Genomic DNA, 26,819 nt, shown 5'->3' with positions numbered 1-26,819 from the left:
AGGAAGATGATCTGACAATTACCCAATCCTTTCGCGTGTAGGGATGGGAGTTTTTTGTTTTCCAATAATTGGTGAATCAGAAGAAGGCACGACAGCATTGTATGAGAAAAAGGGCATATTTTGTCTCTGTATTTGGGATTGTTTTGCTTGCCTGTTTGGGAGCGTCCGCGAGCACGGTTATAGCCGTGGGTGGTGATGGTTCGGGAGAGAGTGATGTGCCCGCCGGGTTGACCAATGTGGTGGCGATTGCCTCGGGGCTGGGTTCAAGTCTCGCGTTGAACGCGGACGGAAGTGTGGTGCCATGGGGGGCGACGTATTTTGGTCCGCCGATGCCGACAGACTTGACGAATGTGGTCGCGATTTCGGCCACTTCCGCCCATAATCTGGTGTTGCGATCGAATGGACTGGTGGCAGTCTGGGGCGAGGGTCTTCCAAAGAGTTTCCTGCCAGCAGGGGTGAGCAATGTGGTGCAAGTGGCGACGGGATTTGAGCATAGCTTAACTTTGAAATCGGACGGTACAATTTTCGGCTGGGGGAGCGTGGTTGTGCCTGCTGGTTTAACGAATGTGGTAGGGATTGCGGCAGGGGGGTTATCGAGCGCGGCACTGAAAGCAGACGGAACGGTTGTGATGTGGGGCGACAATGGCTTTGGTCAAAACGATGTGCCGGCGGATTTGACGAATGTGGTGGCGGTGGCCCCAGGCGGTTACCATTGCCTGGCATTGAAGGGAGATGGGACTGTGGTGGCCTGGGGTTGGGATTCAAACGGACAGACAGAAGTGCCAGTGGGGCTTAGCAATGTGGTGGCGATTGCCGCGGGTTATTATTATTCCGTGGCGTTGAAAGCGGACGGGACTGTGGTGTCCTGGGGCGCGAATTACCAGGGCCAGAATGATCTGCCCAGCAGTTTGACGAATGTGGTGGCGATTTCCGCCGGGTATGAGCACAGTCTATTTCTCACCGATATTGGAATTCCTCAAGTGGTTCAATCGCCAATGGACGTGGTTGGGGTTGCTGAACGTTCGGTGTTGTTCCGGGCGGGAGCGGTTGGAAAGCATTCGTTAGGCTATCAATGGAAATATAACGGGACGGAATTGCCGGGGGCGAATGGGCCGGCATTGTTGCTGACGAATGTTCAACCGTCGCAAGCCGGCGCCTATTCCGTGGTGGTGAGCAATGCCCTTGGCTCGGTGGAAAGTGCGAGCGGGATTTTGACGGTGGCTCCGTTGGCATTCGTCACGCCGCCTGCGAACATGACCATTTACGTGGGTGAGAGCGCCAGTTTTGCAGTCACGTTGAATGGAACCGGTCCATTCAGTTACCAATGGCGGTTTAACGACACGGATCTGATTGGGGAAACGAATGCGGTCTTGACGATCAGCAATGCGGAGTTGTCCCAGGCGGGTCCGTATTCAGTAAGCGTGAGCAATCAGTATGGTTCGCTGGTAAGTCCCAGTGCATCGCTGACGGTAATCGACAGCGTGCCGATCATATTGAAGCAGCCGGTCAGCCGTGGTGCGATGGGACCGGGGAGCAGTGCGGTGTTTCAAGTCACGGCGGATGGGTCGAAGCCGTTGAGTTATCAGTGGCGATTTAATGGAGTTGATATTACGGCAGAGACGAACACGACGTTGACTTTGACCGGACTCACTGCGGCACAGGCGGGGAATTATAGTGTGCGGGTGACGAATGCGGCAGGCGCTACGGTGAGTTCGACTGCGACATTGTCGCTGGTGCCTATTACCACTTTGGGCTCGCCTGTTCCAAATTTGCCGCCAGCCGGTTTGAGCAATGTCGTGGCATTGGCGGCAGGATATAATCATGATTTGGGGTTGAAGCCGGATGGGACAGTCATTTCCTGGGGTTCGCTTTCCACCGTGCCGGCGAATGTTACCAACGTGATGGCCATTGCTGCGGGGTACAATCAGAGCCTGGCGTTGCAATCGAATGGAACCGTGGTGGCGTGGGGAGGAACAACAGTGGTTCCAGCAGGGGCAACGAATAACGTCGTGGCAATTGCAATGGGTTCTGATTCGTCAATCAACAACTATATGGTGTTAAAAACCGACGGAACCGTCTTTGCTTGGGGACCAAAACCTGCGATCACGAATGTGCCACCGGCTGTTACCGGAATCATCGGGATAGATGTGGGAGTGGATCATGCTTTGGCATTGAAGGCAGGAGGGAGCGTTGTGGCATGGGGCGCAAACTCCTTTGGTCAAACGAACCTGCCCAGCGGCTTAACCAATATTGTGGCAATTGCCGCGGGTAATAACCACTGCCTCGCCTTGCGTTCCAACGGAACGGTGGTGGCATGGGGTCTTAATTCCTCCGGCCAGGCCAATGTGCCAACCAGCTTGAGTAATGTTGTGGCGATTGCCGCGGGATCAACCCACAGCATTGCCTTGAAGTCCGATGGGACAATAGTGATGTGGGGCCTAATTAACGGGGCGCAACCCAACATTCCTCCCCAACTGCCCGGAATTGTGGGAATAGCCGCCGGCAACAATCAGAGCCTGCTGCTCATGAGCACGGCAGACCCGGCGATTGCACGTGGGCCGGCATCCGGAGGGATGACGCCGTTCCAACCCGCCATGCTCAGTGTGGGTGTGGTCAATCAACTTCCATTGACCTACCAGTGGCAATTCAAGGGGCAAAATATTGTTAATGCAACGAATGCCATTTACAAAATCGCTTCGGTGCAATTGGCGAACGAGGGAAATTATTCTGTGATTGTGAGCAACCAACAATCAGGCGCGGTTGTAAGCGCCAATTCCAAGCTGACAGTGGTGCGGAACGTGGTGGTGCCCTGGGGTGACGGTGGCCTGGGTCAAACAAACGTATCGCTGACTACGACGAAGATTGTGTCCATTGCGGCAGGGTACGACCATTGCCTGGCATTGAAGGCGGATGGGAATGTTTTAGCCTGGGGCGCCAATGGGAGTGGCCAAACCATCGTGCCGACCAGCGCGACCAATGTGATCGCGATAGCGGGCGGCCCCGGTCACAGTCTTGCTTTGAAATCGAATGGCACGGTTGTGGCGTGGGGATTTACCACCAGCCCACCGGCAGGATTAACGAATGTCGTGGCCATTGCGGCGGGGGGGAATCATAACCTGGCGTTGAAGCTTGATGGGACGATTGTGTGCTGGGGGAGTAATTCCTTTGGCCAGTGCAATGTGCCCGCGGGTTTGACAAATGTTGTGGCGATTGCTGCGGGCCACGATCACAGCGTTGCCTTGAAATCTGATGGGACTTTGACGGCCTGGGGTTTGAACAGCTTCGGCCAGACCAATGTTCCAGCCAATCTTAGCAATGTGGTGATGATTGCTGCGGGTGAATCGCACAGCCTGGCATTGAAGGCGGACGGAACGGTCGTGGCCTGGGGATTGAACAACAACGGCCAATGCAATGTGCCGGCGGGTTTGACGAACGTGGTATTCATCGCGAGAGGATGGTTTCATAGCCTAGCAATCAAGGCCGGGGGAACTGCGGTGGGCTGGGGAGGATTCGGCCCGAACCTCCCCAGTGTGGTGCCAACAGGCCTGACTGACATTGTCAGCATTGCGGGTGGTCGTTTGCATTCGATAGCCTTGATAGCGACAGGTGATCCCGCCGTTGCGAGACAACCATTAACAGCCCATGTTTTTGCCGGCCATCCGCTCTTGTTGAGCGTTGGAGCCACGAGCATCCAGCCACTCTCTTTCCGCTGGTTCTTCAACGGGGTGAACATTACTGGCGCAACCAATGCGTCGCTTTTTCTCAACGGTAACCAGACAACCAACAGCGGCACTTACTCTGTGGTGGTGAGCAATGCGCTTGGCGTTGTGACCAGCTCCAATGTCGCAGCCGTTGTAATTGGGCAACTGCCATTTCTGATTTCGCAACCGACCAATGTGGTTGCGGTCGGCGGCTCTCCGGCCACGTTCATGGTCGTGGCGGACGGTTCGCAACCCCTGAGTTATCAATGGTGGAAGAATGGCGTTAAGATCAACGGTGCAACCACGACGGCTCTCCAATTAACAGGACTGCAGCGATCAGATGCTGGCGCCTATTCAGTGATTGTGACAAATGCGTTTGGCTCCTTGACAAGCAGCAACGCGATCCTGCGTGTTTTGGTGCCGCAAAAATTGCAAAGTCTGGTCCCGGGCACCGATGGGAGCATGGCCCTGCTATTTGGAGATAGTGATGGAGGAAGCATCTCGTTCGTGGATGCGCCGCACTTCGAGGTCCGGGTCAGCAGCGATCTCATCACATGGATGCCGCTGACCAATTGCTTGAGCATCACCAATGGGATGCTCCTGCTGCAGGACACGGACGCGACCAATAATCCGCAACGATTCTATCGCGTAGTCGAAATGCCCTAAAGCCTGTTATAAGCCTTTATTAACAAGGGAACGGTAAGGATGCCGGGAACAAAAGTCTTTCAGTTCATCCTTCGTGGCCCTTCCAGACCAAAACGGCGTGGATTTGCATCCACGCCGTTTTGCTATTGTTTGCCTATTTGAGGCAATGGTTTTCTACACGTCGTAGTAGAGGAAGAATTCGTAGGGATGCGGGCGCAGGCGCAGGGCATCATGCTCCTTGCGCTTGTGGGTGACCCACATTTCCAGGAAGTCCTTCGTAAACACATCCCCCTTGAGCAGGAACTCGTGGTCCTTCTCCAGGTGGTCCAGGGCCTCCCCCAGGCTGCCGGGCACATTGGGCACCTTCTTGAGCTCCTCGGGCGGCAGCTCATAGATGTTCTTGTCCAGGGGCTCACCGGGATCAATCTTGTTGAGCACCCCGTCCAGGCCCGCCATGAGCAGGGCCGTGTAGGCCAGGTACGGATTGGCGGCCGGGTCCGGCGGGCGATACTCAATGCGCTTGGCCTTGGGGCTCTCGCTGAAGGTGGGGATGCGGATGGCCGCACTGCGGTTGCGGGCCGAGTAAGCCAGGTTCACGGGCGCCTCATACCCGGGCACCAAACGCTTGTAGCTGTTGGTGGTGGGGTTGCAGATGGCGCAGAGCGCCTTGGCGTGCTTGAGAATGCCCCCAATATAGTAGAGGGCCATCTCGGAGAGCCCGGCGTATTCCTTGCCCGCAAAGAGGGGCTTGCCCTTCTTCCAGAGGGACTGGTGGGTGTGCATCCCGGAGCCATTGTCCCCAAAGAGGGGCTTGGGCATGAAGGTCACGGTCTTGCCGTGCTTGCGGGCGACGTTCTTGATGATGTACTTGTAGAGCATCATCGTGTCGGCCGTCTTGACCAGCGTGTCAAAGCGGAAGTCAATTTCGGCCTGCCCGGCCGTGGCCACTTCATGGTGCTGGCGCTCGACCTTGATGCCCAACTGCTCCATGACCAGGCACATTTCGGTGCGGATATCCTGCTGGGTGTCGGTGGGGGCCACGGGGAAGTAGCCCTCCTTGTAGCGGGTCTTGTAGCCCAGGTTGGGCATTTCATCGCGCCCGCTGTTCCAGATGGCCTCCTCGCTATCCACGCTGTAGAAGGTGCCGTTGGCCTTGTGGTCATACTGCACGTTGTCAAAGATGAAGAACTCGGCTTCGGGACCAAAGACGGCCGTGTCGGCCAGCCCGGTGGAGGCGAGGTACTTTTCCCCCCGCTGGGCAATCCCGCGGGGATCCCGGTTGTAGGCCTCCTTGGTGCCGGTCTCGGCAATGGTGCAGGTCAGGCTTAAGGTGGGGACCGCGCAGAAGGGATCAATGAAGGCCGTGCCCGGGTCCGGCATGGCCAGCATGTCGGAGGCTTCTATGCTCTTCCAGCCCCGGATGGAGGAGCCGTCAAAGCCAAAGCCCTCGGCAAAGACCTCCTCGGTGAGTTCGGCCACCGGCACGCTGAAGTGCTGCCAGGTGCCGAAGGTATCCACAAACTTGATGTCTACCATCCGGGCCCCCTGCTTCTTGGCCAGATCGATGACTCCCTTGGGAGTCGCTGCTTTTACGTTTTCGTTTGCCATATTTTGTTATGAGTTGGTTAGGAAAGCCGGGCCGGCTTCGTTTGGTAGCCGGCCCGGGTATTCAAATTGATTACATTGCACCTTCGCCGTGATAACCTTCTTCCCCGTGTTCGGCCAGATCAAGACCGGCGGTTTCGACTTCCGGCGTTGGACGGAGACCCACGACTGCCTTGACGATGTAGGCAATGATGACCGTGCCCACGACCGCCATGACAATCGTCAAGCCCATGGCCTTAAGCTGTTCGAGCCAGAGAGTGCCTTTGTAAATGTATTTATCCACATTGCTTGCGAGATTAGCATTCACAGCGGCAGGATTAATTTTTCCATCAACCAAAGTCGCTGGCACTGCCAGAATACCGGTGAGAAAAGCGCCCATCGTTCCACCCACAGCGTGAACACCGAAGGTATCGAGGGCATCATCATAACCGAACCAGGCCTTTAACTTCCAGACCGCGAAGAAGGGAACCAAACCAGCAGCGACGCCGATAATCATGGCGCCTGTGGTATTCACGAAACCGCAGGCGGGAGTGATGACAACCAGACCGGCGACCGCACCGGAGCAGAAACCGAGCACACTGGGTTTGCCGCGAAGGACGTATTCAGCCATGCCCCAGGCGAAGGAAGCAACCGCAGTCGCCATGGTGGTGGTGATAAAGGCGTTGGCAGCAGTGCTGTCGGCAGCCACAGCGCTACCAGCATTGAAGCCGTACCAACCGACCCAGAGCATGCCAGTGCCAACCATACAAAGGACCATGCTGTGTGGCGGCATGGGCTCCTTGCCGAAGCCAATGCGTTTGCCCAGGATGATGCAAAGAATCAGAGCGGACCATCCGGAGGACATGTGCACCACGGTGCCACCGGCGAAATCGATGGCCTTGATCTTGGCGGCTGCATTCCAAACACCATTCATATAGCCATCGACGCCCCAGATCATGTGAGCGAGGGGGAAATAAACCACGAACATCCAGAGAGTCACGAAGAGTAGAATGGCGGAAAACTTCATGCGCTCAGCAATGGCGCCTACGATCAGCGCGGGAGTGATGATCGCGAACATCATCTGATACATGGAGAAGACGTTGTGCGAAACCCAGGAGGCGTAGTCCTTGTTCGGGATGGAATCAACGCCATTCAGGAAGGCATAAGTCTTGAGGCTGCCGAGAATCGTGGCATCACCGCCACTGCCCCTGGCAAAGACCAGGCTGTAGCCGCAAACCCACCAAAGAATCGCCACCAAACCGGTGATTCCCAGGCATTGGGCGAGAACGGACAGCACGTTCTTTCTGCGGACCAAGCCACCATAAAAGAGAGCCAGGCCGGGCAGGGTCATGAAAAGAACGAGGGCCGAGCTTGTCATCATCCAGGCGTTATGGCCGGGACCAGGACCTGCAATCTTGGAAGAAATGTTGGTGGCCGCATCGCAGGAGCGAGCACCGTTGTTCACGTAAGCTTCCAAATCAGCGAGCCGTTGTTCGATATTCGGCTCCTTCAGCGCAGGTGCGGCAGGCGCTGTTGCTGCAGCGGCCGCGGCGGGGGCGGCTGCGGGTTCATCAGCAGCCAGAAGTGAAGATCCCGACACGATCATCCCCACCATCAGTCCAGTTAAGAGTATCAATTTTTTCATGGTAAGTTCCTTGTATCGATTCGTTAAACAGCTTTTTCTCCCTTTTCTTCAGTGCGAATGCGGATGGCATCCTCGACGTTTGACACGAACACTTTGCCATCACCAATCTTGCCGGTCTTGGCTGATTTGACGATGGCGGTAACCGCCGCGTCCAATTGATCATCGGCCACTACCAGTTCCAGTTTGATCTTGGGCAAAAAATCCACGGTATACTCGCTGCCACGATAGATTTCGGTGTGGCCCTTCTGACGGCCGAATCCCTTTACTTCGCTGACAGTCATACCTTCAATACCCACCTCTCCCAAGGCGTCCTTTACCTCTTCAAGTTTGAAGGGCTTTATGATGGCTTCTATTTTTTTCATGCTCATTGAATTGATTAACGGTTATGCTGAATGGCAAAACATGCGCCTGCCCGACTCAAAATTGCGCCCCTCGAGAAAGCAAACAATCGATCGAAATAACTGGAACAATTACAGGTCACAACTCCCCCCTAAGCACGGGCGATGCCAGCGAAAGAAAAATATTTAATAAAATTCTAATACTGCAATTTCCCTAGGAAACAGAGAGATAAAATTTCGACAGCTCGGCAAGTCAAAGCTAAACTGTGGATAAATAAAAACAGTGTGGCGTTTTATTTACCGCCATCACCTGTATCTTTTTGGCCATCTTTAACATGCGACAATAACATGTATTAAAAAAGGGTTAATGAACGAACTGCAATCGCTTACAACATCCTGTTACGCTGAAAACTCAGATCCATTCTGATATGGAGAAGAAATGGAAGAAGTGACAGTTACAGAAGGCTTTTGAGGGGATGGACTCGGACCGTCGAGCTGAGTTTAATTTGGCGCTACGTCTGTCACTCCTGGAGTGCCAAACGGTAACCCACACCGGGCTCAGTAATCAGAAGCTCGGGTTCGGCAGGGTTCAGTTCGATCTTTTCGCGCAAATAAGCCATGTAAACCCTGAGATACCCGGTCTTATCCGCATCGGCCGGCCCCCAAATTTCACGTAACACCTGCCCGTGCGTCAGAACTTTGCCGGCATGACGCACAAACATGTTCAGCAGTGAATATTCGGTGGCTGTCAGTTTTACCTTTTGACCGTTTACTTTTACCGTGCGCGTGGCTAAATCAACTTCCAGGTTACGGGCACGAAAGACGGCTGGCGGACTGCTTGGCTGCGCGTGGCGATGGGCCACTCGCAAACGTGCCAGAAGCTCTCCGGTGCTAAACGGTTTGGTCAGATAATCATCGGCACCGTTATCCAGCGCGACTATTTTGTCATCATCCTGCCCGCGAACCGATACCACCAGGACCGGCACCTGGCTCCATTCGCGCAAGCGCTTTAGCACAGCCAGGCCATCCATATCAGGGAGACCCAAATCCAAAAGCACTGCATCCGGATGGCACCGGGCAACTTCACCAATGCCGTCGATTCCCGTAGGTGCTTCAATCACTTCATAACCATTTCGCTCCAGGTAAACACGCAGCAGACGACGGATTTGGAGTTCATCATCAATAATCAGAACAGTGTGTTTTTTGGCATCCGTATTGATCACAAAGCTGGTTGGTTGGAAGGAGACTGGTTTATTGGCAGACGAATGGCAAAGATGGCACCGCCTTTAGGATCATTTTGAGCGAGAACGCTGCCGCCATGAGCTTCCACAAAGCCTTTTACCAACGAGAGTCCAAGGCCGGTGCCGCCCGCGGGAGCATTGGGGGCACGATAAAATTTATCAAATATCCGGGGAAGCGCTTCGGCAGGAATGCCAGCACCTTGATCAGCCACAGAAAGGACGAACTCGGTCTGCTCCACGCGCGCGGTCAAACGAACGCTCGTGCCAGCACGCGTGTGTAGAGCAGCATTTGACAGAAGATTAGAGAGCGCCTGCTGAATCAAAACGAAATCCATGGGAACGAGTGGCAAATGCGGTTGCAAGTCCACTGTGACGCCATGGCGTGCGAGTTGTTTGCGGGTTTCTTTAATGCAAACATGAACCAGATCGTTCACATCACAAAGGCTGAGCCTGGGTTTGACGTGCCCCGATTCGATCCGGGTGATCTCGAGCACGTTACCCACAAGACGATTCAACCTATCGGTCGCTTCCTGAATCTCACCAACCATCGATTGCTGCGGTTCGGACAAAGGAGCATCGTTCAGTTCAACGAGGTTGCTGGCAGCGCTTTGGATGGCAGCAATGGGGGTGCGGATTTCGTGCGAAATGGAGTTCAGAAGCGTTTTCGTCAAACGCTCGGACTCAGCGAGGATTTTGGATTTTTCCGAAACCTGCTGCAGGCGGAGACGGTCGAGCGCGAGCGCGATTTGTTGCGAAAATGTGTTAAGCAGGGTTCGTTGGTGCATGGTCGGCGGAAAAGACTGACTGAAACGCAGCCCCATGACGCCAACAGTTCCGGTGGCGGTTGTGAGTGGAACATAAAGTGCATCAGCGACCGGAAGGTTGTCAGTGAAGGCACCGGCAGGCTGAGCATGTTCAAAAGCCCAGCAAGCGACGCGGTGCTCCGGTTCCGAGAGCTGAAAAGCACTGGCGGAATGAGCTTGCCGGCTGAGCCGATTGGGCGGGTCTTGCAACAGCACAGCGATTTGAGCTTTAAAGACACTTTCCATCTGTCGGACCATTTTTTGCAACATCTGGTCGAGATTGTTGCCCTCGGCCAATTCGCGTGTAAGCAGATATAATGCCGTGGCCCGTTCCTCGCGCTGTCGCTCGGCCTCCTCCTGCGCTCGAATTCTGGCAGTCAGTTGGCCGAGAACAAGTGCGACAACAAAGTACATTCCCAACAACATGCCATCTTCTATGTGACTGACGCGAAAGGCAAAAACAGGGGGTAGAAAAAAATAATCCCAAAGGATGGCGCTCATGGCTGCGGCCAGCAAAGACGGGCCACGTTGGACGAAAAGAGCCAGCACTACCACGGTAAGGAGGAAAATAAGTGCAGTAGAGTGAACCCCGATTAAAGGAGTAAAAAGGAAGGCTGCCAGAGTCACAGCCAGTACCGCGCCTATGGCGGCGAGATATTGCTTCCAAGGGGCTCGATCCAGACGCTTCCATTGGCGAGACAACTTGCCCGGGGTGCCATGGTCCGCACGCACGACATGGATATCGATTTCACCGCTCTCGCTAATGAGCCGCCGGACAATGGATTCGCTATGGCTAAACTTCCTCCCATGAACATCCAATGGTTCACCGACGATAACCTGGGTGACATTATGCTGCATGGCCACGCGCAGCAAACCCTTCACGACGTCCGCATCCGTAGTGGTGATGACTTCGGCTCCAAGGTCACGAGCCAGCGAAAGATTTCGGGTTACGCGCGATTGAACCTCCTGGTTCAGCGGCCGAGGAACTTCGACATAAAGGGCTATCCAGGGAGAGTTCAGGCTGTCCGCAAGCCGGCGGGTCCACCGAATTAACTGTTCAGCCAGGGCATTGGGTCCGACCGCTACCAGCAAACGATGGCCTGATTTCCAAGGCCCCTGGATTTGCATGGTTTTCATGTAGTCATGCACCCCCTGCCCCACCCGCTCCGCAACCAGGCGCAAAGTCATTTCACGTAAAGCCATCAAGTTGCCGGGTCGAAAGAAATCGGACTGCGCCAACTGGGAGTAATCCGACAATCGAAGAGTTGTTTCGCTCAGGCGCTCGAGGAGTTTCCCCGGCGAAATATCAATCAGTTCGATCTCGGCAGAGTCCAGAACACTGTCAGGCACCATGTCGCGCACGGTGGCTCCAGTGATTTGCTGCACTGTATCGGCACGGCTGGCGACATGCTGCACACTCAGAGTCGTGAAGACATCAATTCCCGCATCGAGAAGTTCGAGCACATCCTGATAACGCTTGCGATGCCGGGCATCTACGACATTGGCGTGTGCCAAATCATCCACCAGGGCGAGTTGGGGACGGCGGGCAAGCAGTGTTTCCAAATCCAGCTGAGCGACACTGACTCCGTCCGAAGTTGCATACCTGGGCGCCAGCAGCGGCAAGTCCTGCATCAATTCTGCGGTTTCTTTAGAGTCGTGTGTTTCCACCCAGCCGATGACAACATCGCGCCCGGCATCCTTCTCCTTGCGAGCGGACTGAAGCATGGCGTAAGTTTTTCCAACACCGGGTGCCATTCCAAAAAAGATGGTCAGTTTCCCGCGCGTGGAATGGGGAGTTTTTTGAGCAGCCGTCAATTGCAATCCAGGGTCGTGCCGATTTTCTTCAGTCACGACCTTATCATACTCAAATCCTCCGGCGATTCAGCAAATTTCGGTGAAGAGGAACGCTCGCGGCATTGCGAAAGGAGTGGTCATAAAGAAAACGAGCAACGGAAAGCCATGCCTGATCAAGGCGTCCGTGGCTCGCCTAAAAATCTCCCTGAGCCGACTGATTACGGGGACGCAAGACGATAGAAGCGTTGGCTGTAATTGGTGGCAGAGGTATCGGTAAACTGGATGGAGAGACTGGAGCTTACAAAGTTTGTGAGATCAAGCCGCTGCACGAGATCGGTTGAGGCCTGCACCCGGTAACTCGCTCCCGGCTCAAGACGCAGGTTCATCCGGGCCGTTCCATCGGGCAGTTGTTTGGAGCTGTTGAAGGCCATTTGCGTGGCTCGGGCATTGTGTTTACGATCGCGCCGGAACATCGAAGAGACGCTGGTGGCCGGCCCGTTCGTTTCATAAATGGCAAAGAGCTTCTGTCCTGCCACCAAATAGATTGTCCCGTTCGGGGCGATGGTGGGTGAAGCGAATAACTTTCCTTGAGCATCGAAGACTCATTTGTTGGTTTGATCAGGCGTGATGGCATACAGCGAAGTGTCATTGTACGCGGCAGTATAGATCGTGCCATCAGCCGCAACAGCCGGAGAGGAGGAAATACCAGTCGGAGCAGTGGCCAGCCACACGCATGGTAGCTATTCCAAGGGTTGAGTTATAAGGTCAAAATTGCGACTGTTTTCAAAAGATGTCAAACCGGAATCTAAACAGCTTGTGAGTGACAATTTTAAGTTTTGTGCGTGAACGAGGGAGCGACTATTGGGTTATGGCGGGCCCGGCATTCGCCTGGTTCACGAACTTTGGCCGACGGAGGGACCAGTAATAATTAAAGTTTTCCGGGGAGAAGCGTCGGCCTTGGACCCGGTAAACCACCCAGCCCTGATTAACGAGTGATTTGATTTCATCGTTGGCCACCACACCATAAAAATTTTGGTGGACTGTTACGGTTTTGTAATCCATCGGCACATCCAACTTGGAAGAGCTGGCACAACCGGAGGAGAACAGAGCAACGGCGAGGAAAAATAGCACAGATACACGTGTGAGATAATGCATGACCGCGGAAGACTGCCACAGTCGTGATCGCGGCGTCAAGAGAGAGATCGTCTCCTAATTTTGTACAGAATTAGTTCTACCGGAAGCACGTGAGTTACAAATTTGCAAAAAACAGCTATGGCTTAAATTGTGCTGCATAATTTGCACCATGGGGAGAGAATTCACCATGAGTAAAAATATGAGAAAATTTTGGCCTGCTGGTGGCAACATAATGGTGGTTCTTCGGTGTTTAAAAATTTCGATGGCAATGACAGTTGTTTGCTGGGGAGTTACCAACTCCGTAGGCGCAACGACCAGTTCCGAATCCATTTTAAGTGGCCTTGATTCCGGCGCAATCATCGCGAAGGAGCCAACCAACCGAGTTGCTTCAGTAGGGGCACCGGCCTCGTTGAGTTTGGGAGTGGCTGGACATCTTCCTATTTCTTATCAATTGCTAATTGATGGCAGCAATTTTGCAGAAGCTTTGGATACCACCAATCTGGTTTGGACAACGGGTGGCGACGCGACGTGGTTCGCTCAAGGAACAAACAGTTACGACGGAGTGGCGGCGGCCAGCAGCGGGCCGATCAGCACTAATCAACAATCTACCCTTCAAACGACGGTAACAGGGCCAGGGACTTTGAGTTTTTGGTGGAATGCCTCCGAAAGCTTTTTCAATGCTTATGTCTTTTATGTTAACGGCATACAACAGGCGAGTTTTTTCGGAAGTTCGGGCTGGCAGCAGAAAACCATTTATCTTGGAGCCGGTTCCCAGACGCTGCTTTGGAAATATATAAATGCCGGCCTTTCGACGGGTCAGGACTCCGGCACTCTTGACCAGGTGGCTTTCACGCCCGGAATCACTCTGCCGACCTTCACTACTTCGCCAACCAATCAAACCTTATCCGCAGGTGCAACGGCAAACTTCGCTGCCGAGGCGATTGGCACTCCGCCGCTTATCTACCAATGGCAATTCAATGGGGCCGGTATTACTGGCGCAACCAACTCCAGTTTCTGTCTGACAAATGTGCAAGCATCCGATGCAGGTAATTACGCCCTAGTCGTCACGAATGCATACGGAAAGACGAACAGTTCAAATGTGGTCCTAACCATAAATAATTCAGCACCAGTAATCACAGCACAGCCAGTAAGCCAGGCCATGGCGAGCCGGGGAAAAGCGAGTTTTCAAGTTCTTGTGCAAGGATCAGAACCGCTATTTTATCAATGGTTGTTTAACGGGATAAATATCCTGGGAGCGACGAATCCAGTTTTGAGCCTCGCAAATTTGCAAATGGGAAATGCCGGCACGTATCAACTGATAATTAGCAACAGCTATGGATCGGTTTACTCTTCCAACGCCACACTGACGGTTGGGGCTACAGCCGTGCTTGCGTGGGGATATAACGGTTTCGGTCAGACAAATATTCCAGTCCAACTGACGAATGTGACAGCCATCGCCGCAGGAGGTTATCATAATCTCGCACTTACGGGCGACGGAAGTGTGATTGGTTGGGGTAGAAACTTGGAAGGACAGATTAACGTCCCTTCAAGCCTGACAAACGCCGTCGCAATATGTGGCGGAGAATATCACAGCATGGCGCTCCGCCGTGATGGCAGCGTGTGCTGCTGGGGTTGGAACCAGTATGGGCAAACCAATACGCCGATTGGATTGAGCAACGTCACTCAAATAGCCGCAGGTTTCGAACATAGCCTTGCTCTTAAAAAGGATGGGACAGTGATAGCGTGGGGGTACAATCAATTTGGCCAAACGAATATTCCCTCCGGATTGAGCAATGTAGTGGCCATTGCTGGAGGCGGCCTTCACAGTCTGGCTCTTAAAAGTGATGGAACTGTGGTAGCATGGGGGTATAATCAATTTAGCCAGACAAACGTTCCTCCTCAACTGAGCAACGTAGTGGCCATCGCCGGCGGGGAGAATCACAGTCTCGCGATCCAGAGTGATGGAACAGTGGTAATTTGGGGAGATAATCAACTCGAGCAGACCAACGTACCGCCAGGGATCTTGAATGCCGTTGCAATTGCAGGCGGTGAATCACACAGCATGGTACTTCAAGCAACTGGCTCGGTGGTCGTTTGGAAATACAATTATTTCGGTCAAACAAATATTCCAGTTGTTCTCACCAACGCGACAGCCATTGCCAGTGGTTTACAACACTGCTTAGCTCTCGTTAATGACGGTTCACCTTCCATTACTCGACAGCCATTAAATGTCTCAGCAGCCGGCGGAGCGGACGTGACGCTAAGCACCGGTGTGACTGGTCTGGGACCGCTTTCCTATCAATGGCAATTGAATGGAACCAATATTGCCGGGGCAACGAATCCTTCTCTGAGCATTCCGAATGTGGCGGTGGGAAACCAGGGCTCATATAGCGTGGTGGTGAGCAACATGTATGGCTCGGTGACGAGCAGCAATGCCGCTCTGACAGTACTTCCCCTGCCCTCGCCTTTGCTGTTCCGGACGGGACCGCAGTATCTGCAACTGACATCCGACGGATTTAAACTTCAAGTTACCGGAGCCACGGGTCCCGTGATCATTTACAGTTCCACAAATCTTCTAAATTGGCAGCCGGTCTGCACGAACTCGCCGACGAGTGGGACGGTGCAGTACATCGATTCAGCAGCGACGAATTCGGGGCTGAGGTTCTATCGGGCGGTGCAGCAGTGAGCGGCATCAGATTGAAAAGAACTTTTTCTTGATTTTACTCAATGGTCTTTCATCGGCCACTTTGATGATGCGTATCGCATTGCCAATCTTGCAGGCTTGCGCCAAACTGGAAAGATGAGGATTAAAACAATGTCATGGTTGTTTTCAATTTGCCTTTTGACCAGGGCAAGTTTTGGCGGAGAAGCCATTGCATCTTTTGCGAAACAATCACTTGGCATCGACCTTGCCTCAATTCCATTCGGGTCGGCCGAGCCAAACAACAGTAAGTGGGGTTATGTGGGCGCTCCCCAGTCTACGGATTTTTTGAAAACCGCAACCAATGTAGCATGGATGACCAATGCGGTTTCGGTGAAGTATAAGCAGGATCATAGTAATCGCATCCTGCGTTACGGATTCCGCGAGGGAAAGCTGGTTGTCATCAGGATTTCCATCAATTCATTTATGCCTCCCTCTGAAAATGGATTTGAGAACATTGTTTCAGAGCGGCGCAAGGAGTTGGCGAAAATTCAGGAAGAATTGAGCAAGGCCAGTACCAATCATCGGTTGAGTTTTGATGATGGGAGCTTTCAGACACGTTACGGAGCGATGTGCGCGCCCATTCCGGAATCGCTGTTTTTGATTGAGTTGGAGATTGGGCCTTCGGTGGCGAAAAAGGGGGCGTGATTCGTATTTTTACTCACCTACGACGCGTAAAATGCTCGAAGAAGAACTACAATCACTGCGCTCTGCATTCAAGGGACGCATGAAACCGGAAAGATGGGTGCGCGATCATTTGCATCCTGTAGACCGGTTGGATGCTGAGGATTTCGTCCGTGACATAGAGGCTGGTGAAGATCGTGCTCTGCTTTTCCAAAGTGCGATTCCCTATTTCGCAATGCTTACTGACGAGGCGCGGGTGTTTCTTTTGCCGGATTATTTGGGCACAATTGCAAAGTATGAGCACGTCGTTTCTGATGTAGCGATCGAACTGGAGCCTGAGAGAAGCAAGTCGCTTCTCGGCTCACTCACTCCGGCGGAGCGAGCGGCTTTACTGCGGTTTATTCGAGCTCTTGCTGAAACAGAAAAAATGCAATTCTATTTGGAGGAGTTACGCGAACTGGAACAGATGGTAGAAGCATCTCGAAAGTGATCCTGTTACGAGAGTAAACGTGCCTGACGGTTGGATGGTAATCGCGGGCGGCGTACTTGGAGCAAGTGCTGGATCTTTTGACGAAAGGGGTGATTGCGCATGTGTTGCTCGAACAGGAGTTTGAGTTGCTTCAGCGACATCAGGATGTTGTCGTCGTCATGGGGAGCGAGCGTGTGAGTAATGATGGGAGCGTGGTTTTGCGGAGGCGATTCACGAATTTGTGGCGGGTTGAAGAGGGTGCGTGGCGGGTGATAGTCGCTTTTATGAGGGAGAGCAGTGATCCAGCTTACGTTGGGATGCTACGCCTCAAACGATGCCTCGCGGTGGGATTGGATTGAGGGTCGCGTACGCGGACAGGCTCAATGGGCTGGGAGAGTCGCCGACGAGGTCAGAATTCCGGCGGAGCGTCATTCCACCAAGTTATTGATTGCTGGCGCGAAGAATTGGCTCGCGGAGCAAATAAGCAGACGCAAGCTCGTCGTGGCGGCTTTCAATGTCCCAAATGCATGAAGAAGAAACACCCACATGCTGTGCAACCTCAGCATGCGAAAGCCCAGCACGTTCTCGAAAGTGCTGGAAGTGCGACGCTGGTGAGGCCAGGGACTTGTTAGGAGGCATGGTTTGATTGCAAATAACGTCCGATGCACTGATTCTTAAAATGTAAGTGCCGCAATGACAGGTAAACTATCGAGCCACCAAAACAAATTATGACCGCTAAATTGACCGCGAAGCTGCTTGAGCCGATGCCAAAGTAATAGCCATAAACGGCCAGCAATGGGCACGACAGACAAATGAGGATGATAAGAAACGAAGTATGACGCTGCCGATACTGTGCGTCCTCACGAAGCAACAGATTGTGGGTGGCTTGCCATCTGGCCAGGCGTTCGCGTTTCGGATAGCGTTCGAGGCCGGGTGTCGAGAAATAAGTTCGTAGTTTCATATTTGCTTGTGGAGGAATGCCGCCTGACAATTAAAGCACAACTGACAGTTCCTGTGTTAAAGTGGTGCTACCTGCCATCAAAGACGTTCGGGTATTTGCTATATTTGGCAACCCATCCATTGTCACCAAAGAGTTCCCCCTGTAAGCCGTCGCTTTCCGCGGCAATGTTGACGCCATCGACCGTAACCTCAATGCCTAACTTCCTATCGTGTGCCTCTTGAAGCGCGAACAAGAAGTCGTGTGTGGTGGCATGAATTGAATCTGCAATGCACTCTAGAAGGAGCTTCTTTGTTTCCACGGCCAATGACATGATGTCTCGCTGCAATTCTTGAAGGGCCGGCGTTTTGTACGCGCCCTTCTGCATTCTTAAATGCCTCTCGATGGCACGATCGTGGAGGTTCTGGGTGATGAATTCTCCAAAGTGGTCCAATGGCTTCATGTCGGGGTTATTTTAAGCAAGAAGATCGGGGAGGAGAAGAAGGAAATTACCATAGATGGTGGCGGCGTGTTTCCGATGGTGAAGTCGGGAATTCCAGCGAAGACGAAGAATGAGTCTCGTCACCTCGTCTCCAACCTTTGGAACGATGGCTGGCGCGAGGGATGGAGTCGTAGGGCGCGTGCGCGAGTGGGCATCAGGGGCGCAACTTCATCGTAAGCCGGTTAGGAAACCGGCGCTCCGGGTGGAAGTCAAATTACTTGAGCCTGGCGTCCAGGTTGGCGAAGAGGGATTTCAGGGTGTAGGAATCGCCGGAAAGGTGGCGGTATTCGCCTTTGATGGCTTGGGCGATCATGTCGGCGGTGTCTTTTTCACCGGCGCACTTAAGTTGAAGGCTGGCGATCACGGCGTCTTCGGGAAATTGGGTAACGGCCTTTTTGAGTTCGGGGGAATTCAGGTTTATTTTTTTGTCGGCCAGGAGTCCGGCGAGATAACTGCCGGCGAAGCGTTTGTCACCGTACCTTTCCCAGCCGTATTGATCGTATTCAGCGAGTTTCTCTGAGGAGTTGCCGATGGTCAGAAATGACAGGGCGTTCAAGGCTTCGACATCGCCGGCTTTTGATTTGGCGCGTTCAAGCAGGGATTTTCCGAAACGATCGAGGAGTTGTTGCCTGGATTCCATGTGCCGATCCAGGACAAAGGAGATCAGCGCGGAGGCGATTTGGCTGTCGGCAGGCAGGCGACCGTTGTCGCCGATGATCAGACCGGCGTCGGATAATTTTTGTTTGATGCGGGCAGTCGTTGGCTCTGTGGTTTTTAAATCCATGTAGCATTTGAGATCCTTGAGGCGCATATCTTTGGGGCCGAGCTTTTTTTCAGCGAGCTGCATGTCCTGTCGCGCGGCTTCCTGATCTGCTTCGGTATTCCACCAGTCGTGATCCATGTTCAAATCGAGAAAGAGGAGCTTCTCAATCAAATTGGTCTGACCGGCCTTGACCTTGGAAATCAGATCGGCACGGCGCATGAGTGGAGAAAGGTCGCCGTAGATTTCAAAGATGGCCATGTCAATGGCAACATGGTTGCCGCCATGGTTGGCTGCCTGCCAGGCTTTTACCGCCTCTCTGTATTCGCCAGTGCGAACGAGGCAATCGGCCAGGAGCGCGTTGCATTTCTCGTCTGCCGGTTCGAGCTTCAGGTAGGATCGATATAGCTGAACGGCGTCGGAGTTTTTTCCGGCCCGGTGTTGTTCCATGGCCCATTCGAGAATCGTGAGTTTGTCATCGGGATGGGCATCGAAGGCCACTTTGTGAAGCCGATAGGAGGCTGCGGTATCCACCTGGAACATTTGATTCGCAATCAGAAAAGCCATGGCTGGATTTTTTGAATCGTCAGCGAGTTTGAGCATCATTTGATTGGCGCGCAAAACGTCCCCCTTCATGCCCACATCCGAGATGCGTTCGAATTCCGATGCATTCTTTTCGTTCAGGGAAAGGACTTCACGATAGAAATCGGAATCGCCCCCGAATGCCAACCCCGGTGCCAGAAGAAGAAATGCCAATAACCCTTTAATCATGGAGCATGGAATGAGCAGGTGTTGTTCCAATTTCGAGGAAATTTCTGCGAAGAGGAGAGCAAGTTTCACAGGGATACTTGTAATACAAGATTCTACTAGTAAGTATGTTACAGGATATTTACATTAATCTATATTATTTCGATTGCTTTACTAGAGATTCTCGCTATGGTTGTTTTCATTGGATGGATCGAGGCCGCTTATTGGCGAGATCGGATGATCGTCGATCCAATCATCGGGCCAACCGTGTCAACGGAGGCAAGGAGAGTTTAAAAACGTTTGCTGATTCCGACCGAAACAACGGAGGAACCCGCTAAAGCCGGAATTGAATCGTCCGGCAAAGGAAAGGGTTGTTCCAAATGAAAGTTTATTGCTTGGGTGATGATGCGGTTTTAGGAAATCAAAAATCCAAACGGGTCCCCACACTGGCGGCGTTTACGTTGATCGAGTTGTTGGTGGTGATTGCGATCATTGCGATTTTGGCTGGGCTGTTGTTGCCGGCGTTGGCCAAGGCGAAGGAATCGGCGAAGCAGACGGGTTGTTTGAATAATGTGCGCCAGATTGGTTTGGCTTACATGATGTTTTTGTCTGATAATGAGGATCATTTTCCCGCTTACGTGACGGAGCGAACGGCTCCAGCGGGCACACCGGACACAGCTGATGCGCGGGCGCCTTACTCGTATCGGCAGCAGTTGATTCCTTATATCAGTGCGTCAACGAACGTGTTCAAATGTCCGACTGGTCCACAATGGGGAGATCCGCAGGCAGGTGCGTGGTTTACGACGGATTATGGCAACAACCATAATGAATCGAATTTGGCGGGAGCATCGCAACAGGCATGGTTCCTGGCGAACCCGGATTTTGGATTCAACGAGAAGGTAAGCGCGGCCACCCTGCCCCGCCCGTCGCAATTCATTATGCTGGGTGATGCAGGAAGATCGGACGGCACGGCATCGCGTGGCGGGATGTATCCGCAGCCGTGGGCATTTGATGTAGCGTCGCAGGCACGGATGTTGGGGCGGCATCGGAAAGGTTATGCGAACATCACGTATGCGGATGGGCATGCGCAGGGAATGAATACGAACAAGACGTGGAGGTCGTATCAGGATAATGACTGGCGGCGGTACCAGGATACGACGGATTTGAATGTGAATTAATGGGCTAACAAAGGTTAACCACGAATGGACACGAATTTTTCACGAATGGGAGGGAGAGCGATGGAATCTCAGTTCAATCGCGGTCGCGTGAGCGGATGAGTGGCTGGATTAGCTTGGATTGCACCCTCGGAGGCGCGGGACAAAGCGTCACACGCGTGATGCCGGTTATGTATCCGTGTCTTGTCAATAATTCAGAAATACGCGATAGATTCTCTTTTGGATGCCCGTTATCGCTGTGGGGTCGACAACAGACAGAATGGTGCCATCTCCCACAACGGGTGTGGTCAGTGTGTTCCAAGTCGCCATGTCATCCGAATATTTTACGATGTAGGACTTGCCTTGCGTGGATTGCCAGGTAACAACCGGGTGCCCGTCCACCTGGAGGCTCACGTTCTTGATGGCGAGATATGAGTTTGCATTGAGCGGGTCGGTTCCTGCCCAGAATTCAGATGTGTTGCTCATGCCGTCGTGATCGGAGTCGACAATGCTGTCATCGATTCCAACAACGTAAGGGGTGGTTCCACCTTCCAAGACGTCGGGAATTCCGTCCCGGTCCATATCGACAGAGATTTTGCGGATGGAATGATTGGCGGCATCGGCAGCATAAATGTTACCAGCTGAATCGACGGTGACAGCACCAAGTTGGTTAAAAGCGGCGAACAGCCCGGAGCCATTGCGGAGTCCGAGATCCCCCGCCCCTGCGAGCGTAGTCACACGGCCGTCCGAATGTATTTTTCGAATGCGGGTCCAATCGCTGACGATGATGCTTCCATCGGAGGCAGTGGCCAGAGCCTTGGGGCGCTGAAATCGCGCAAGCAGGCGCGGTCCATCCATGTAGCCGGAGAGATCACCAGCATAGAGTTCGTAACCACCGGTGGAAGAGAATCTGAGTACGCGCCCCAAAACAGCACTCGCAGTTGTGTTCATCGAACCGAAAAGAGTTCCGTCCAATCCCAACGTCAGGCCCATTTGATCAGACCAACTCGGGGGACAGCAAACGCCCGGACCAGCAAAGTTAGTGAAGGTTCCATCGGAGTTCACTTGAAAGATGTTAAAGGATGCACTGACATACATGGTGCCATTGGTCGCCAATGCCAATTGCCAGAGTGCAGGACCTTGCTGGGACGGATCCGAAAAGGTTGTCAACGTTGTGACCAGTCCATCAGGCGTGACCTTTCGGATCAAGCTGTTTCCCGAGTCCGCAACGTAGAGATTGTTGGAGGAATCCAGAGCGATGCCAGTAGGCGCGAGGAATGAGGCGTTGGTTCCCACACCATCGTGTGTTCCGGCAACACCAGAACCTGCGAAGGTGGTTACCACTCCATTCGTGGAAATTTTACGGATGACATTGTTGCCGGTGTCAGACACGAAGAGAGTTCCAAGACCATCCACACAAATTCCCTGGGGAGCATTGAACTGAGCTTTAAGATTGGGGCCATTCGTGAATCCCGGCACTCCAGTACCTGCATAGGTTTGAACCACGGTCGGTTCGTAATCCAAAAGAGAATAAGTTGCGGTCGCAAGTGCGCTCGGGGCATAATTTGACAACCATGCTTTCACGACCAAAGTGGAGTTTCCAGAGATGGGGAAAGGATTTGTGTAGAGCGGGGAAGTCAAATCCGGATTGCTTCCATTCGTTGAGTAACGCAATTGAGCGTCTGGAAATCCACAAGTCAGTTTAACCAGCGTGCCATTCGTGATCATCCCACTCGTCGGTGAGATCACTGGCGTTGGAACTACTGCAAGTGAATAGGTGGCCTGGACGCCATCGGAATCCGTATAACCATCACGATATGCCTGAGCAATGACTCTGGCATCACCTGGCAAAGTCAGCGGACTAGTATAGAGCAACGACTGAGAATTCGGCGAAGTCCCATCGAGAGTGTAGTGAATCACGGCATTCGAGGTGAGTGTCGTGATAGTCAAAGGAGTTCCATTAGTAATAGCACCACTGGCAACCGAGAATACCGGGGTTGCCACTTTGAAGGTGAAGGTCGCAGCGGTGACCCCGCTGGGAGTGAAACCGTCACGATAAGCACGCGCTTTAAGTGTCATCGTGGCAGCAACCTGAATGCCTGAGCCTGAAGGGACGGCGAGATCATATTCCGTGGGGTCGCGGCCATCGGTAGTATAATGAATCAAAGTTCCGAGCGTGGGAGAAGTCAGCACGACCGATCTGTCGTTGGTGAATGAACCGCCGGATGGAGAAATCGTCGGAGCGGTCACAGCGAAATTGTCCGAGATTTTATAAATTTTGCCACCCGTGTAATCCGCAACATAGAGGTTGGCATCATCATCTTCGCCAAACGTGCTGATGGCATATGGAGTCCGGATGATTTCTGCAGCCAACCAACCGGTTCCAGCCTGTTGCAGGGCGGAAATCCTCCCGGAGATGAAGTCACCATGGAAATATTTGCCATACATGCGCGGTTGACCGAAGCCACGGAAAACATAGCCGCCGATGACACATGCTCCCACGCTGCGGGGATATGAGGTAATGGGCGGAGTCAGGGAAGCTGGATCTACATTCCCTATGTAGAGATACGGGCGTGGGCCTTCCATGAGCCGCCAACCGTAGTTTTTTCCTCCTGAGGAACCTGCTGGTTCGTAATCGATCTCCTCCCAACTGCTTTCCCCCACATCACCAATAAAGAAATCACCGCTGCCTCGATCAAACGAGAATCTCCATGGATTTCGCAAACCGAGGGCCCAGATTTCGGGGGCATAATTCGTATTCGCGACGAAAGGATTGCTGGCGGGTACGGCGTAAGGAGAGACTCCGCTTTCCACATCGATACGCAACAACTTGCCCAGTAGAGAGGCGGGATTCTGGGCGTTGTTGTACGGATCCGCGCTAAACCCAGACCCACCATCGCCCATGCCTATATAAAGATAACCATCAGGGCCAAAGGCGATTTGCCCACCTTTATGGTTGTCGAAAGGTTGAGGAATTACCAGGAGCACCTCTTCAGTATTCGTGTCCGCAACGTTGGCGTTAGTTGATGAAAGAGTGAATCTGGAAATGACTGTGGCACTGTCCAACTTCCTGGTATAATCCACGTAGAAATGCTTGTTGGTGGCAAATCCCGGAGGAAATGCCAAACCCAGGAGACCTTTTTCAATGGCGACGGCCAGCCGGTCCGTTACGTCGAGAAACGGTTGGGACAGGAGATTGCTGGCTTGAATGATCTGGATCAATCCCCCCTGCTCCACGACGAAGATCCGGCCGGTGCCATCACCCGCGTGAGTAATACAGGTCGGTGCGGGGATACTGTTGGTAACGACGGGAGTGAAGCCGAAAGACGGCCAGTCGATCTGCCCCGGATAGGGATCGCCGACAGAAAGGACGGCAGCTGAACTCGTGGCAAAGCCGAGGGCATTGGAGAGAGTGACATAATAGGAACCAGCGTCACCTGCAACGGGATAATAAAATGACAGCGTCAGGTTGGTAGCACCGTCAACAGGATCACCATTATGCCACCATTGAACTGACATCGGAGCGCTGCCGTAAGCAAGCACCCGAAGCGCGACGGGATAATCAGGCGCGAACGACTGTGAAACGGGCTGTTGATAAATGACAGGAGGAGAATCAGAAACCGACAGGGTATCCACCAGATTGGTAACCATTCCGAACGCGTTGCTCACGACGATTGAGTATTGGCCTACATCTCCAGTCTGGATGTTGCTTAACACCAAGCTGACATTGGTGGCACCGGCGATGTTCGTGCCTTGAAACTGCCATTGGTAAAAAAGGGGCTGATTTCCAGAAGCCGCCATTTGAAAGATCCAGTTGGTACCAGCGGTCAGAGTCCAGGTGGTCGGAGGAGTCGTCACACTGGGAGGATAGTTGACCGTAAGTGTGGCCTGAGCACTTGTGGCAGTGCCGTAAGCATTGATTACCTTCGCCTGAAAGGCGCCTTGATTTGCGCTGGTGACGTTGATCAGAGTCAGGGCGGAATTTGTGGCGTCGGTGATTGGCACACCCTTAAAAAGCCATTGATAAGAGAACGGTTCCGAACCGGTGGCAGCCACCTGGAAGGTCACATTGGCACCAGCCACCACGGAACGGTTGGTGATGTTGGCAACGATTGTCGGCGGGACTGGATTTACAGTGACGGAAGCTGAAGCGCTGAGGAGAGTGCCACCCGAGTTCGACAGGAGAACGGAATAACTGCCGGTGTCCGCTGCCTGGAGATTAGTGAAGGAAATAGAGCTATTGCTTGCGTTGAGAAGGTTCGTTCCGTTCTTGCGCCACTGGTAGCTGAGCGGAGTACTGCCAAATGCCTTCACACTGAGAGAATTGCTTTTGCTGGCTGTGAGGGTGAATCCGACGGGTTGTGTGATGATTACCGGCTGAAGAGTCACGGCGGCGGCACTGTCGGTTCCGGCTGCAATGCCAACGATGTTCGTCTGCTGGGCTGGAAGATTCAGAACACCGCTGGTATTGGTCCCCCAACCAACCAGAGTGTGATTGGAGAGCAGTGCCAGGCTGTAGTTCTGGCCAGCGGCAATGGCAATGACATTGGTGAGAGCCGCCGGAGGAGTTCCGGCAGTTTGGAATCCCCAGGATACGACCGTGCCATCGTTCTTCAGTGCTAAGTTGTGCAAATTGCCAGCAGCGATGGCAAATTACATTTGATAAAGTTTGGCAGGGACATTGGTTTGTCCAAAAAGATTTGAGCCCCAAGCTACGACGGTTCCATCATTTCGCAGGGCAAGGTTATGGTTTTGACCCGAGGCAATTGCGACGGCATTGCTCAAGCTGGCAAGTCCTCCCACGCTGCCCCATCCTCGTACGGTTCCATCCGCAAGTAGGGCGAGGCCATGACCAAAACTTGCAGATACGGCAATAACATTGGTTAAACCGGGAGGAATCGATGACTCTCCCCCCAGGTTTCTGCCCCAGGAAACTGCTGTGCCGTCCGCGCGAACCGCAAGGCTGAAATATGGCCCAGCAGCAATTCCGACAGCGTTGGTCAGATTGGCGGGGGGAGTAGCCTGTCCGTATTGATTAGCACCCCACCCCGCAACGGTCCCATTGTTCAGAAGGGCAAGACCATGGGCTGTTCCTGATCCTCCTGCGCCATGCGTAAAAACAGCGACAGCGTTCGTGATGGCGTTTGTAGCAGAGAGTGTCCCCCAGCTTATGACGGAGGCGGGTTGCGCGACGAAGGGCAATGCCCATGCGGCAAGGAACAAAACACAGAAGAACCGATATAGTTTCATGATATTCAAAGCTCGTCCGATCAGTTTTCCCTGGGGTTTTACCAACTGTAATCGCCACACCCTCCCATGAAAATTGTCAGGTCCAAGTGCCGACGAAGGTAGATTATTCAAACGCGGGTGGCAATCATTTGCTGCGCAAAGGAGATTGTGAGTCGCGTGCGCTGATTAGCGGGTCGGAGATTGGTTGGATGAAGCAGAAAGAAAAGCAATGGTTAACCACGAATGAACACAAATTTCCAAGAATGGATGGTGATGTTCAAAGTCACCGTGTGGTTGGGAACGGCGCGCCTGGTCAGGAGGACGGTTCAGAGAGAAGCGAAACTGTCTCCAAAGTCTGCCCTGCGGCCGTGCCTCGCACCACGTCTGCTTTCTGCATCTGTGACGTAAAGAAATTCAGAATCTTGTCGTCGGCCGCCAGTTTACGCCAATGGTCTACAAAAAGTGCCGCGGGCATTTCGCTGACGATTGTGATGAGCAACACGCTGGTATCCGGCGAACTGCACATCCGCTGAACTTTGAACTTCTCGACAACCTGCTTAACAAATGAATCGGCATTTTGTGGGTCGGGAATGTTCAAGCCCATAACAATAGCTGTGACTGGGCCATTGGGTGACTGGAAAGCCATCGTTTTTAAGTTGGCGATCGTGTTCGATGCCGGAGGTTTTGGAGATCCAAAAATTCTATTTAGCATAACCAATAGCGTGGTTTGTGATGACTTCGCCCAGGACGATGTTGTGATCGGCAGGCCAAATCAAGTGTTTATTGGGATGAGGTCGGGTCATGTTACGGA

General features: G+C 53.1%; 22 protein-coding genes. 8 read left to right on the top strand and 14 right to left on the bottom strand.

Features of this window, described 5'->3' with window-relative positions; all coding sequences use genetic code 11:
• The first annotated feature begins 101 nt into the window (after positions 1-101).
• Positions 102-4,367 (top strand): immunoglobulin domain-containing protein, encoded by a 4,266-nt coding sequence (locus CFLAV_RS16585; protein WP_007415932.1) that lies wholly within the window; start codon positions 102-104, stop codon positions 4,365-4,367.
• Between the two features lie 153 nt (positions 4,368-4,520).
• Here CFLAV_RS16585 and glnA read toward each other — a convergent pair whose 3' ends face one another.
• The 7 genes from glnA to CFLAV_RS16550 all read right to left on the bottom strand — a co-directional run bounded on the left by glnA (position 4,521) and on the right by CFLAV_RS16550 (position 12,906).
• The gene (gene glnA / locus CFLAV_RS16580; protein ID WP_007415931.1) at positions 4,521-5,954 is read right to left on the bottom strand and encodes a type I glutamate--ammonia ligase; all 1,434 of its coding nucleotides are present in this window, start codon (positions 5,952-5,954) and stop codon (positions 4,521-4,523) included.
• Positions 5,955-6,024: 70 nt separating this feature from the next.
• The gene (locus CFLAV_RS16575; protein WP_007415930.1) at positions 6,025-7,575 is read right to left on the bottom strand and encodes an ammonium transporter; all 1,551 of its coding nucleotides are present in this window, start codon (positions 7,573-7,575) and stop codon (positions 6,025-6,027) included.
• A 23-nt stretch (positions 7,576-7,598) separates the two neighbouring features.
• Positions 7,599-7,937 carry a P-II family nitrogen regulator gene (locus CFLAV_RS16570; RefSeq protein WP_083808979.1) on the bottom strand — a complete coding sequence of 113 codons (339 nt, stop codon included), beginning with the start codon at positions 7,935-7,937 and terminating at the stop codon, positions 7,599-7,601.
• A 497-nt stretch (positions 7,938-8,434) separates the two neighbouring features.
• A complete protein-coding gene (locus CFLAV_RS16565; protein ID WP_007415928.1) occupies positions 8,435-9,136 on the bottom strand; it encodes a response regulator in 702 nt (233 codons plus the stop codon).
• On the bottom strand, positions 9,133-11,808 hold the full coding sequence (locus CFLAV_RS16560) for a sensor histidine kinase (protein WP_040549151.1): 2,676 nt from the start codon (positions 11,806-11,808) through the stop codon (positions 9,133-9,135). Before CFLAV_RS16560 ends, CFLAV_RS16565 begins: the two co-directional genes overlap by 4 nt.
• A 161-nt stretch (positions 11,809-11,969) precedes the next feature.
• A complete protein-coding gene (locus CFLAV_RS16555) occupies positions 11,970-12,287 on the bottom strand; it encodes a hypothetical protein (protein ID WP_007415926.1) in 318 nt (105 codons plus the stop codon).
• A gap of 322 nt (positions 12,288-12,609) precedes the next feature.
• On the bottom strand, positions 12,610-12,906 hold the full coding sequence (locus CFLAV_RS16550; protein ID WP_007415925.1) for a hypothetical protein: 297 nt from the start codon (positions 12,904-12,906) through the stop codon (positions 12,610-12,612).
• A gap of 241 nt (positions 12,907-13,147) precedes the next feature.
• On the opposite strand from CFLAV_RS16550, the gene CFLAV_RS32495 reads away from it, so the two are divergent.
• The 4 genes from CFLAV_RS32495 (at position 13,148) to CFLAV_RS16530 (ending at position 17,038) form a co-directional block, all read left to right on the top strand.
• On the top strand, positions 13,148-15,571 hold the full coding sequence (locus CFLAV_RS32495) for an immunoglobulin domain-containing protein (RefSeq protein ID WP_160164598.1): 2,424 nt from the start codon (positions 13,148-13,150) through the stop codon (positions 15,569-15,571).
• A gap of 129 nt (positions 15,572-15,700) precedes the next feature.
• A complete protein-coding gene (locus tag CFLAV_RS16540) occupies positions 15,701-16,234 on the top strand; it encodes a hypothetical protein (RefSeq protein WP_007415923.1) in 534 nt (177 codons plus the stop codon).
• Positions 16,235-16,265: 31 nt separating this feature from the next.
• Positions 16,266-16,700, top strand: a complete 435-nt coding sequence (locus tag CFLAV_RS16535; protein ID WP_007415922.1) for a hypothetical protein — start codon at positions 16,266-16,268, stop codon at positions 16,698-16,700.
• Between the two features lie 65 nt (positions 16,701-16,765).
• Complete coding sequence (locus tag CFLAV_RS16530) at positions 16,766-17,038, top strand: hypothetical protein (protein ID WP_007415921.1); 273 nt, start codon at positions 16,766-16,768, stop codon at positions 17,036-17,038.
• 82 nt (positions 17,039-17,120) lie between these two features.
• Here the strand turns inward: CFLAV_RS16530 and CFLAV_RS37860 are convergent, their stop codons facing one another.
• The 3 genes from CFLAV_RS37860 to CFLAV_RS16520 all read right to left on the bottom strand — a co-directional run bounded on the left by CFLAV_RS37860 (position 17,121) and on the right by CFLAV_RS16520 (position 18,004).
• The gene (locus CFLAV_RS37860) at positions 17,121-17,318 is read right to left on the bottom strand and encodes a helix-turn-helix domain-containing protein (protein ID WP_083808977.1); all 198 of its coding nucleotides are present in this window, start codon (positions 17,316-17,318) and stop codon (positions 17,121-17,123) included.
• Entirely contained in the window at positions 17,308-17,640 is a 333-nt protein-coding gene (locus CFLAV_RS16525; protein ID WP_007415920.1) for a hypothetical protein, read from the bottom strand. Before CFLAV_RS16525 ends, CFLAV_RS37860 begins: the two co-directional genes overlap by 11 nt.
• Before the next feature lie 67 nt (positions 17,641-17,707).
• Entirely contained in the window at positions 17,708-18,004 is a 297-nt protein-coding gene (locus CFLAV_RS16520; protein ID WP_007415919.1) for a hypothetical protein, read from the bottom strand.
• Between the two features lie 6 nt (positions 18,005-18,010).
• Here CFLAV_RS16520 and CFLAV_RS16515 point away from each other — a divergent pair, with 6 nt between their 5' ends.
• A complete protein-coding gene (locus CFLAV_RS16515; RefSeq protein ID WP_007415918.1) occupies positions 18,011-18,295 on the top strand; it encodes a hypothetical protein in 285 nt (94 codons plus the stop codon).
• 37 nt (positions 18,296-18,332) lie between these two features.
• Here the strand turns inward: CFLAV_RS16515 and CFLAV_RS16510 are convergent, their stop codons facing one another.
• Positions 18,333-19,718 (bottom strand): tetratricopeptide repeat protein, encoded by a 1,386-nt coding sequence (locus CFLAV_RS16510; protein ID WP_040549147.1) that lies wholly within the window; start codon positions 19,716-19,718, stop codon positions 18,333-18,335.
• 287 nt (positions 19,719-20,005) lie between these two features.
• Here CFLAV_RS16510 and CFLAV_RS16505 point away from each other — a divergent pair, with 287 nt between their 5' ends.
• Positions 20,006-20,803, top strand: coding sequence for a type II secretion system protein (locus tag CFLAV_RS16505; protein ID WP_007415916.1), 798 nt, complete (start codon positions 20,006-20,008; stop codon positions 20,801-20,803).
• Between the two features lie 183 nt (positions 20,804-20,986).
• Here CFLAV_RS16505 and CFLAV_RS32490 read toward each other — a convergent pair whose 3' ends face one another.
• The 3 genes from CFLAV_RS32490 to CFLAV_RS34965 form a co-directional block, all read right to left on the bottom strand.
• A complete protein-coding gene (locus CFLAV_RS32490) occupies positions 20,987-25,426 on the bottom strand; it encodes a PQQ-dependent sugar dehydrogenase (protein ID WP_272941485.1) in 4,440 nt (1,479 codons plus the stop codon).
• Between the two features lie 6 nt (positions 25,427-25,432).
• Complete coding sequence (locus tag CFLAV_RS16495; RefSeq protein WP_007415914.1) at positions 25,433-26,029, bottom strand: RCC1 domain-containing protein; 597 nt, start codon at positions 26,027-26,029, stop codon at positions 25,433-25,435.
• A gap of 292 nt (positions 26,030-26,321) precedes the next feature.
• Positions 26,322-26,612 carry a hypothetical protein gene (locus CFLAV_RS34965; RefSeq protein WP_237712410.1) on the bottom strand — a complete coding sequence of 97 codons (291 nt, stop codon included), beginning with the start codon at positions 26,610-26,612 and terminating at the stop codon, positions 26,322-26,324.
• Between the two features lie 10 nt (positions 26,613-26,622).
• On the opposite strand from CFLAV_RS34965, the gene CFLAV_RS36530 reads away from it, so the two are divergent.
• A partial coding sequence (locus tag CFLAV_RS36530) for a hypothetical protein (RefSeq protein WP_237712409.1) occupies positions 26,623-26,819 on the top strand: 197 nt, incomplete at its 3' end.

Source organism: Pedosphaera parvula Ellin514, from assembly GCF_000172555.1.
In the GTDB taxonomy this organism is placed as follows: Bacteria; Verrucomicrobiota; Verrucomicrobiia; order Limisphaerales; family Pedosphaeraceae; genus Pedosphaera.
The sequence above is the reverse complement of the archived record's forward strand: the minus strand, read 5'-3'. Positions and strand labels throughout refer to the sequence as shown.

Excerpts from the sequence above, each read along its gene's own strand:
- CFLAV_RS16540 (WP_007415923.1), top strand. The coding sequence starts at position 15,701 with ATGTCATGGTTGTTTTCAATTTGCCTTTTGACCAGGGCAAGTTTTGGC.
- CFLAV_RS16570 (WP_083808979.1), bottom strand. The coding sequence starts at position 7,937 with ATGAAAAAAATAGAAGCCATCATAAAGCCCTTCAAACTTGAAGAGGTA.
- CFLAV_RS16520 (WP_007415919.1), bottom strand. The coding sequence starts at position 18,004 with ATGCAGAAGGGCGCGTACAAAACGCCGGCCCTTCAAGAATTGCAGCGA.
- CFLAV_RS32495 (WP_160164598.1), top strand. The coding sequence starts at position 13,148 with ATGGCAATGACAGTTGTTTGCTGGGGAGTTACCAACTCCGTAGGCGCA.
- CFLAV_RS34965 (WP_237712410.1), bottom strand. The coding sequence starts at position 26,612 with ATGGGCTTGAACATTCCCGACCCACAAAATGCCGATTCATTTGTTAAG.
- CFLAV_RS16575 (WP_007415930.1), bottom strand. The coding sequence starts at position 7,575 with ATGAAAAAATTGATACTCTTAACTGGACTGATGGTGGGGATGATCGTG.
- CFLAV_RS16585 (WP_007415932.1), top strand. The coding sequence starts at position 102 with ATGAGAAAAAGGGCATATTTTGTCTCTGTATTTGGGATTGTTTTGCTT.
- CFLAV_RS16535 (WP_007415922.1), top strand. The coding sequence starts at position 16,266 with ATGCTCGAAGAAGAACTACAATCACTGCGCTCTGCATTCAAGGGACGC.
- CFLAV_RS16495 (WP_007415914.1), bottom strand. The coding sequence starts at position 26,029 with ATGAAACTATATCGGTTCTTCTGTGTTTTGTTCCTTGCCGCATGGGCA.
- CFLAV_RS37860 (WP_083808977.1), bottom strand. The coding sequence starts at position 17,318 with ATGCCTCCTAACAAGTCCCTGGCCTCACCAGCGTCGCACTTCCAGCAC.
- CFLAV_RS16550 (WP_007415925.1), bottom strand. The coding sequence starts at position 12,906 with ATGCATTATCTCACACGTGTATCTGTGCTATTTTTCCTCGCCGTTGCT.
- CFLAV_RS16525 (WP_007415920.1), bottom strand. The coding sequence starts at position 17,640 with ATGAAACTACGAACTTATTTCTCGACACCCGGCCTCGAACGCTATCCG.
- CFLAV_RS16515 (WP_007415918.1), top strand. The coding sequence starts at position 18,011 with ATGCCTCTCGATGGCACGATCGTGGAGGTTCTGGGTGATGAATTCTCC.
- CFLAV_RS16505 (WP_007415916.1), top strand. The coding sequence starts at position 20,006 with ATGAAAGTTTATTGCTTGGGTGATGATGCGGTTTTAGGAAATCAAAAA.
- glnA (WP_007415931.1), bottom strand. The coding sequence starts at position 5,954 with ATGGCAAACGAAAACGTAAAAGCAGCGACTCCCAAGGGAGTCATCGAT.